The organism is Vibrio sp. 1288 (genome assembly GCF_033344475.1).
This window is the reverse complement of the sequence record NZ_JAWPOX010000416.1, coordinates 1-757: the sequence shown is the minus strand read 5'-3', so window position 1 is coordinate 757 and position 757 is coordinate 1. Positions and strand designations below refer to the sequence as shown.

1 protein-coding gene is annotated in these 757 nt (G+C 49.5%); it reads left to right on the top strand.

Features of this window, described 5'->3' with window-relative positions; translation table 11 throughout:
- Positions 1-67: 67 nt before the first annotated feature.
- A partial coding sequence (locus tag R8O11_RS27135) for a VWA domain-containing protein (RefSeq protein ID WP_318194864.1) occupies positions 68-757 on the top strand: 690 nt, incomplete at its 3' end.

The window sequence follows — 757 nt, the reverse complement described above, 5'->3', positions numbered from 1 at the left end:
TGGTTCCCATATCCATTGAGTGCAGCTTTAGTACTTTCTATGTTGTTGTTCCTGCTAAGGAGAAAACATGGCTGAGTTTACTTTCCTTAACCCATATTGGTTACTGGGACTGATAGCAATCCCCTTCGTACTCCTGATTAATCAAAAATTTAGAGCGAAAAAATCCGCGCTGATTGCCCCGCACCTCGCCAAAATGCTTGAGCAGACCACCCAGTCCAAACCCTATTTTACGATTTGGGGCTTGGCTTGGGCGATTGCCTGCGTAGCGCTCGCTGGGCCGAGCTGGCAATCAAATACACGTCCAAGCTTCGAGCTAAGCCAAAATCGCATGCTAGTGCTAGATATGTCTCGCTCGATGTACGCCAGCGACATCAAACCCAATCGCCTTACTCAAACACGTTACAAAGCGTTGGATTTGTTGCCGAAGTGGAAAGAGGGGGCGACTGGATTGATCGCCTATGCAGGCGATGCTTACAGCTTGAGTCCGCTAACGACGGATGCTAGTACGCTAGCAGGTATCATCGAGAACTTGTCGCCAGAGCTGATGCCATTCCAAGGCTCGAACCTCCCTGCTGCGATCGAATTGGCGTTAAGTCAATTTTCACAAGCCGGTGCAAACCAAGGAGACATTGTGGTTCTTGCCGATGATCTTGATGATTCAGAATTGGCCCGCTCCCTGGATTTGGTTAAAGGTAAAAACATACGAGTCTCGGTTCTTGCAATCGGCACGGCAAACGGCGCACCGATTACCCTACCC